The organism is Clostridium sp., from assembly GCF_040797585.1.
GTDB lineage: Bacteria > Bacillota > Clostridia > Clostridiales > Clostridiaceae > Clostridium_Z.
Genome location: NZ_JBFNEO010000003.1, coordinates 25,126 through 32,170 on the forward strand (window position 1 = coordinate 25,126; position 7,045 = coordinate 32,170).

Consider the following 7,045-nt stretch of genomic DNA (forward strand, 5'->3'; position numbering starts at 1 on the left):
TACAAGATATGCTTCTTCTATGCTATAGTGTTACTTGATATAATGTAAGCATATTCTAAGGTATAATTTATCTTATTTTCTATAATTTTTTTTATAGAATCTACATCAGCTTCCTTGCTGTTTTCCAGTGATATGTATCTAAAACTTAAAACTTCTTCTATTACTGATACCATATCTTCATCTATTATTTTATTTTTATATAATTCTCTAAAAATATTTTCTGGCTGAGAGTTTATTTTAATATTTTTAGAATTTATAAAATTAGTTGTTAAGTCTAATATACTAGTTATTATTTTCTCCATATTAATACTTATATATTGAAAATTTTTAAAATCCTTCATTTCATCATTAGTATAGTTTCTGTCCTTTAGTTTCTTTATAGAATCTTCTATTATACCTATTTTGTTTTTCATAAATTTATCCACACTTTTCCCTTCATTAAAATTAAAGTTATTCACATATAATATGGTTTTATCCATAATTATAATTTCTTCCTCTTCTCATTTTCAAGTTTTAGTTTGTGATTTTTAACTATATTCAGCACTAGCTTTCCATAATTAATAATTTTCCTCTCTCCCATGCCCTTTATGTCTTTAAGTTCCTCATAGGTTATTGGAAGAGTATTAGCTATTTCAATTAATGTAGCATCTGAAAATACCATATAAGGCTTTATATTGTCCCTTAGTGATATATCCTTTCTAAGAAGCCTTAACTTCTTAAATAACTCTTCATCGAGAACTACGCTTGCTTTACTTTGTTTAATATTTAATAGTACTTTTTCCTTACCCTTTAATATATTTATAGACTTATCATTAAGCTTAAGAAGGGAATAAGTATTAGGTTTCTTATCTAAATACCCTCCTTCAACTAATCCATTAATCATGTCCTTAATATACATATTACTATACTCTTTCATTATGCCAAAGGTAGATAAATCATCAAGATTATTTGCAACTATCTTAGGACCCTTGACTCCTCTTAAAATATCACAGAGTACTGAAATTCCTACTTTTCCACGGGTTCTATATATACAAGATAATATCTTCTGAGCATCTATAGTATAGTCATAAAGTTCATGATTGTTTAAGCAGCTACTACAATTATTACAGAACTCTCTTATATTAGAATCTCCAAAATAAGATAATATAAACTTTCTTAAACATCCATCACTTTCACAAAACTTTACCATATCGCTTAGTTTCATAATCTCTATTGCCCTTCTTTCAAAGGAAGATGAAGTATTTATTATATATTCTTGTCTCTCTATATCATTTCTATTATATAAAAGATGGCAGTTACATAATTCTCCATCTCGACCTCCTCTACCAATCTCTTGATAATAACTCTCTAAGTTTTTCGTCATGGAAAAATGTATGATATATCTTATATTAGACTTATCTATTCCCATTCCAAAAGCATTGGTAGCAACCATCACATTAGTTTTTTCAAATAGAAACTCTTCTTGATAACTATGCTTTAAGTTATCATCTATCCCTCCATGATACTTACTTACATAGAAACCTCTTTCTCTTAAGTACTCATATAGTCCATCTACTTCTTTTCTAGTTGCACAATATATAATTCCACTTTCCTCTTCATTTTCTCTTATATAATCCTTAACAAACTCTAACTTATCTATTTCCTTATGTATATTTATAGAAAGATTATCTCTACTAAATCCACCTAAATATATATACGGATTATTTACTCCAAGAAGATTTATAGAGTCCTCCCGTACGTTTTCCGTGGCTGTAGCTGTAAAAGCTGTTATTACTGGTGTAATATGTAGAGAGTTTATAAAAGGCTTTATGTATGTATAGCTCTTTCTAAAATCATGTCCCCACTGGGAAACACAATGAGCCTCATCCACTGCTATCTGTGAAATATGAAGTGTTCTAATTAAATTACAAAAATAAGAGCTTTCTAGCCTCTCTGGTGCTATGTATAAAAGTTTCACTTCTCCAAGCTTAGTCCTTTTTATTATGGATTTTATATTATCTAAAGATATAGTAGAATTTATATACTCTGCTTCTATCCCCATATTATTAAGGTTGTCCACTTGGTCCTTCATTAAGGATATTAATGGGGAGATAACTAAGGTGGTTCCTTTCATAATAAGAGCCGGTATTTGATAACATAAAGATTTCCCTCCACCAGTAGGCATTATACAGAACACGTTATTCCTTTTTAATATTTTATCTATTATGTCATACTGACCTTGTCTAAAAGAAGAATATCCAAAATATTTATTTAAAATTTTTAAAGCTATATCCATCATAATAACTACACCCTTTTTATTTTATATCTATAATTATTAACACATTACTTCTTTATATATTCATATCTTCTCATAATAATAATTTATACTTTATATTATATACTACAAATTAACTATCCCAAACCTCCTACTTAATATAAAATATAAGCTGAAAAACTTATTTTATCTGATGGCTACAAATGTCTCAGACATGAATTAGAATATAATCTGAAATTTATATAGATTTATCAAATAGTGCCTAGCAGTAAATTTAAAATTATAATTGGCCTTAACTCCATTGGGAGATTGAGTTTTCCAATAATATATATGTTGAATTTTCTGATTACTCTTAAAAGTAGGTTGACATTAATGATTTTTCACTTATATAATTATTAGGGTTTAATAGATATATTTAATGTCTTAGCTATACCTTAAAAATATGTTTATGGTGCTTATTTTAAGGTTATCTTGGATAACGTTTTCATTATAGTTAATCTATTACTTATATAATTTAAAAATACATATAGATACTATAATTAAGACATTTATCTTATGGCTACCAACTGTAACACCTCCATCCTCTTGAAAGGTGGGGATTAACAGTTGCTACGCCCCTAGATTAGCTCATCTAATCTTTAGATGGTAAAACACACTACCTGAAGGAAGATTCGTTCTATGATGACATTAAATTATGTTTTGATAATAAGGGGGAACACTAATGGAAAAGGTTAATAGAAAACATACTAAACCTGTATTGACACTTAAGAATGTTGAAGATGCTAGAAAAATAATAGGGGATATTTGTATACATACAAACTTAATTCATAGTATGGCACTTAGTAATTGCTGTGGTAATGATGTTTACATAAAGCCTGAAAATCTTCAAATCACAGGTTCTTTTAAACTTAGGGGAGCACTAAATAAAATAAGTAAATTAACTGATGATCAAAAATCAAAAGGTTTGGTTGCTGCCTCTGCTGGTAATCATGCTCAAGGAGTTGCCTATTCAGCTCAAAAGTTAGGTATAAAGGCTACCATAGTTATGCCTAAAACTACTCCTCTTATAAAAGTTGAGTCTACAAAACAATATGGTGCTGAGGTTGTTCTTACTGGTACTTGTTATGATGATGCCTATGAAGAGGCTAAAAGGCTGGAAAATGAACATGGATACACATTTATACATCCTTTTAATGATGCTGACATAATGGCTGGTCAAGGAACCATGGCTCTTGAAATATTAGAGGATATAAAAGATGTATATGCAATACTTGTACCAATAGGCGGAGGTGGCCTTATAAGTGGTGTTGCTGTAGCTGCTAAATCAATAAACCCTAATATTAAAATAATTGGGGTAGAGTCTGAAGGTGCTAAAGCTATGAGACTCTCTTTAGATAATAATAAGCTTACAAACCTTGATATAGTTGATACCATTGCAGATGGTGGTGCTGTTAAAAATCCTGGTGATCTTGCTTTTGAAGTGGTAAAACAATACGTTGATGATATAATAACTATCACAGATGAAGAGGTTATAGATTCTATATTTACCTTAGTTGAAAAACATAAAATAGTTGCTGAAGCTACTGGTGGACTATCTATAGCTGCATTAAAAAAGTTAAACTTTAAGAATAAAAAAGTAGTTCCTATTATAAGTGGAGGAAACATAGATATAATAACCTTGACCTCTGGACTTAACTATGGGCTAGTTTCAAGAAAAAGAATAGCTGATTTATCTTTAGAACTTAAAAATTCTCCTGGTCAAATCTCTAAAATCTCATCAATAATATCAGAGCAAGGAGCTAATATAGTAGAAATTAATCATAATCATACTAAAGTTATGGAACATTTTAAGAAGGTTGTAGTAACCGTTACCATTGAAACAAATGGACAAGACCATATAGATCATATAACTAAATCTTTAGAAGATAAGGGCTATAAAGTTATCTCTAACAATTAGTGAGTTCTATGGGTTATACAAAATCCTCTAATAAAATATCTTGTATAATAATCTTTATAAAAATAAAGGGGATAAAAGATAGAGTTTTTTTTAACCCTATCTTTTATCCCTTATAATATCTCTAGCCTCTCTCTAAATTTCTTCTCTATTCCTATAAAAGCTTATAGAAATCTTATAAGACATGTAGAACACAATTAGAGATATAACTAATATTAAGCTGCTTACTAAAAGCATATTATTAGCAATGCTACTTACAACATTTTGCATACCATAATTTTCTTCAAGTTTTTTAAATACAAAGTTATATCCCAATACAAGTATAAATATAAATGATACGTTAAAGTATCCAAAGTTCTTTTCTAATGCTTTAAAAAATACTGGAACATATAAAGATATCAATAGTATAAATATAGATAATGAAATTCCAAGTGTACTAAAACTTATAGAAGGTACATTTATAGATAAAACTCTTAATAAAGCTATAACTACTAAAGTCGATACCACATATATAAAAAAGCATAATATAGAAAATATATACTTAGATATAACTACCTCTTTTGGAGTAGTTGGTATACTTTTTATTATCATATAAATTTTACTCTTGTTTTACATGTTAATATTATATAAAAATACTTGTAATCTACAGAATACAAGTGAAAATCCATATAAGAACTGTGATCCTATATAGAAATACTGCTCCTTATTCAAAAATCCATTAATAACTCCACAGAAAAGTATTATAAACATTCCACATAAAGATATTATTTTTTTCTGAGTAATCCATTCCTTATATAATAAAGTCTTCATAACTAAAACTCCTTTCTATCATATATATAGATAGAAATCACCATAGAGATTATATATAATATAAAAGCACCAGTTAATATCATTACTTTGTAGTTCTCACCTAAAATATTATTTACATATAAGTTTATTCTCTCATATGCGGAATCATCCATATTATATATAACCATAGTCATTGCCATAATGGCTATCATCATAAATAATTTCTGAATGGTCTTTCCAAGATCTAATCCAAAACCAATAATAAATGGAGTCATAAGAGTTGACCATATAATTAGTACTAGAAAATTTTCAAATATAAAAGTTGAGTTAATTTCATATATACTAAATACTCTTATACCAATCCTACCCAAAATCTCTTGAGCAAAAAGCACTATGATTATACATAGTACAGCAAGTATCATCAAGGATATATATCTCCCACATACTATCTTAAATCTGTTTGCTGGTAGTGAATTTACAAAATCCATACTCTTATATTCATGATAAAAAATATAACTATAAGCCAGCATATATATCATAAAGGCAATATATCTAAACATATTTGCTTTTGTAATACCATTTCCTGAAGAAAATACAGCAGGATAGACTAAAGAAAAAATTAATATTGCCTTCCATGTAGTCTTAGCTAAGTTAAGATCTTTTAAAATCAAAGCCTTCATATACTCTCACCTACCTTTTATTCATATAGACCATAATGTCATCTAAAGTAGGTTTTTCTATAATTGCCTTTTTCCCTAGGTTCTCTATAACTAAGTTTTTATTGTCCGTTAAAGCTTCAAATCCAAAACTATTTTTATCTACAGATATAAATAACTTTTTAGTATGATTATCTAAAAGATTATTATCTCCCTTTACAATAGCGTAATTCTCCATAATATAATCCTTACTCCTTGAGAAAACTATCTTTCCATTATTTAAAAAGGTTATATAATCTGCTATTCTCTCAAGGTCTGAGGTTATATGAGTAGAGAAGAATATACTCTTATTTTCATCCTGAATTATACCTTGAAGTATATCTAGAATTTCTCTTCTAAACACTGGATCAAGCCCTGAGGTAGGTTCATCCATTATTATTAAATCTGCATTATGAGATAAGGCTATGGCTAAAGAGAATTTCATCTTCATACCCTTTGATAGCTCCCTAAGTCTTTTGTTCTCATTTAAAGAGAATCCTCTCATATATTCTTTAAATAACTTATCATCCCATGATTTATAGAAAGGAGCTACTATAGACTTTATCTCCTTAAGTTTTAAATACTCATAAAAATTAGCTTCATCATAAACAAATCCAATTCTTTCTTTTATAACCTTCTCCTTTTCTATATTGTCTTGTCCAAAGACCTTTATCATGCCGTTATCTCTTTTTAGAAGATTCATTATTAGTTTAATTGTGGTGCTTTTACCAGCACCATTGGGTCCAATGAATCCCATAATATATCCCTTTTTAAGCTGAAAAGATACATTATCTAATTTAAAGTCCTTAAAACTCTTACTTAAATTTTTAACCTCTAAAATATTATCCATAAAAACATCCCCTTATATTAAACTACAAATTAAGCTATTTTTTCATATTGCCTTAACAGATTTTTAGACTCAATCTAAGGCTTTAATCCTAATAACCTTCTAATTTAGTTAAGGTTGCCTTCCTCATAGCTTCCTTTCCCCTATGAAATTTTTTTACTCGTAAAGAAGTGTGAGCATCTCTTTTAAATCCTCTAAGGTAATACCTACTGTCTTTCCTTCTTCCACGGCTTTTAAAAGATATTCTTCAACATTTCTTATCTTCATCTCTTTTAAAAGTTCTTTATTTTGAGAAGAAACAAAAGATCCCTTCCCCTTTACTGTTTCTATAAACCCTGACCTTTCAAGTTCCTCATATGCTCTCTTAGTAGTTATTACACTTATTTTAAGAGTCTGTGCTAAATTCCTTATAGATGGTAATCCTTCCCCTTCTCTTAGCTCTCCTGATAATATTGCTGATTCTATTTGAGCTCTTATTTGCTCATATATAGGATCAGCTGAGGAGT

8 protein-coding genes are annotated in these 7,045 nt (G+C 28.6%); 1 reads left to right on the plus strand and 7 read right to left on the minus strand.

Going from position 1 to position 7,045, the window contains the following annotated elements:
* Positions 1 to 17 precede the first annotated feature (17 nt).
* Both AB2369_RS00430 and recQ read right to left on the minus strand, forming a co-directional pair.
* On the minus strand, positions 18 to 479 hold the full coding sequence (locus AB2369_RS00430) for a hypothetical protein (protein ID WP_367664494.1): 462 nt from the start codon (positions 477 to 479) through the stop codon (positions 18 to 20).
* Positions 480 to 481: 2 nt separating this feature from the next.
* Complete coding sequence (gene recQ, locus AB2369_RS00435; protein WP_367664501.1) at positions 482 to 2,275, minus strand: DNA helicase RecQ; 1,794 nt, start codon at positions 2,273 to 2,275, stop codon at positions 482 to 484.
* A gap of 700 nt (positions 2,276 to 2,975) precedes the next feature.
* Between recQ and ilvA the strand changes: the two genes are divergently transcribed.
* Positions 2,976 to 4,211: a threonine ammonia-lyase gene (gene ilvA, locus AB2369_RS00440; protein WP_367664495.1), complete on the plus strand. Its 1,236-nt coding sequence runs from the start codon at positions 2,976 to 2,978 to the stop codon at positions 4,209 to 4,211.
* 132 nt (positions 4,212 to 4,343) lie between these two features.
* Here ilvA and AB2369_RS00445 read toward each other — a convergent pair whose 3' ends face one another.
* The 5 genes from AB2369_RS00445 to AB2369_RS00465 form a co-directional block, all read right to left on the minus strand.
* Positions 4,344 to 4,805: an ABC-2 transporter permease gene (locus AB2369_RS00445; RefSeq protein WP_367664502.1), complete on the minus strand. Its 462-nt coding sequence runs from the start codon at positions 4,803 to 4,805 to the stop codon at positions 4,344 to 4,346.
* 12 nt (positions 4,806 to 4,817) lie between these two features.
* Positions 4,818 to 5,018: a hypothetical protein gene (locus tag AB2369_RS00450; protein WP_367664496.1), complete on the minus strand. Its 201-nt coding sequence runs from the start codon at positions 5,016 to 5,018 to the stop codon at positions 4,818 to 4,820.
* A gap of 2 nt (positions 5,019 to 5,020) precedes the next feature.
* Positions 5,021 to 5,677: an ABC-2 transporter permease gene (locus tag AB2369_RS00455; protein ID WP_367664497.1), complete on the minus strand. Its 657-nt coding sequence runs from the start codon at positions 5,675 to 5,677 to the stop codon at positions 5,021 to 5,023.
* 10 nt (positions 5,678 to 5,687) lie between these two features.
* Positions 5,688 to 6,542 (minus strand): ABC transporter ATP-binding protein, encoded by an 855-nt coding sequence (locus AB2369_RS00460; RefSeq protein ID WP_367664498.1) that lies wholly within the window; start codon positions 6,540 to 6,542, stop codon positions 5,688 to 5,690.
* Positions 6,543 to 6,695: 153 nt separating this feature from the next.
* On the minus strand, positions 6,696 to 7,045 hold a 350-nt coding region (locus AB2369_RS00465), incomplete at its 5' end, for a GntR family transcriptional regulator (RefSeq protein ID WP_367664499.1).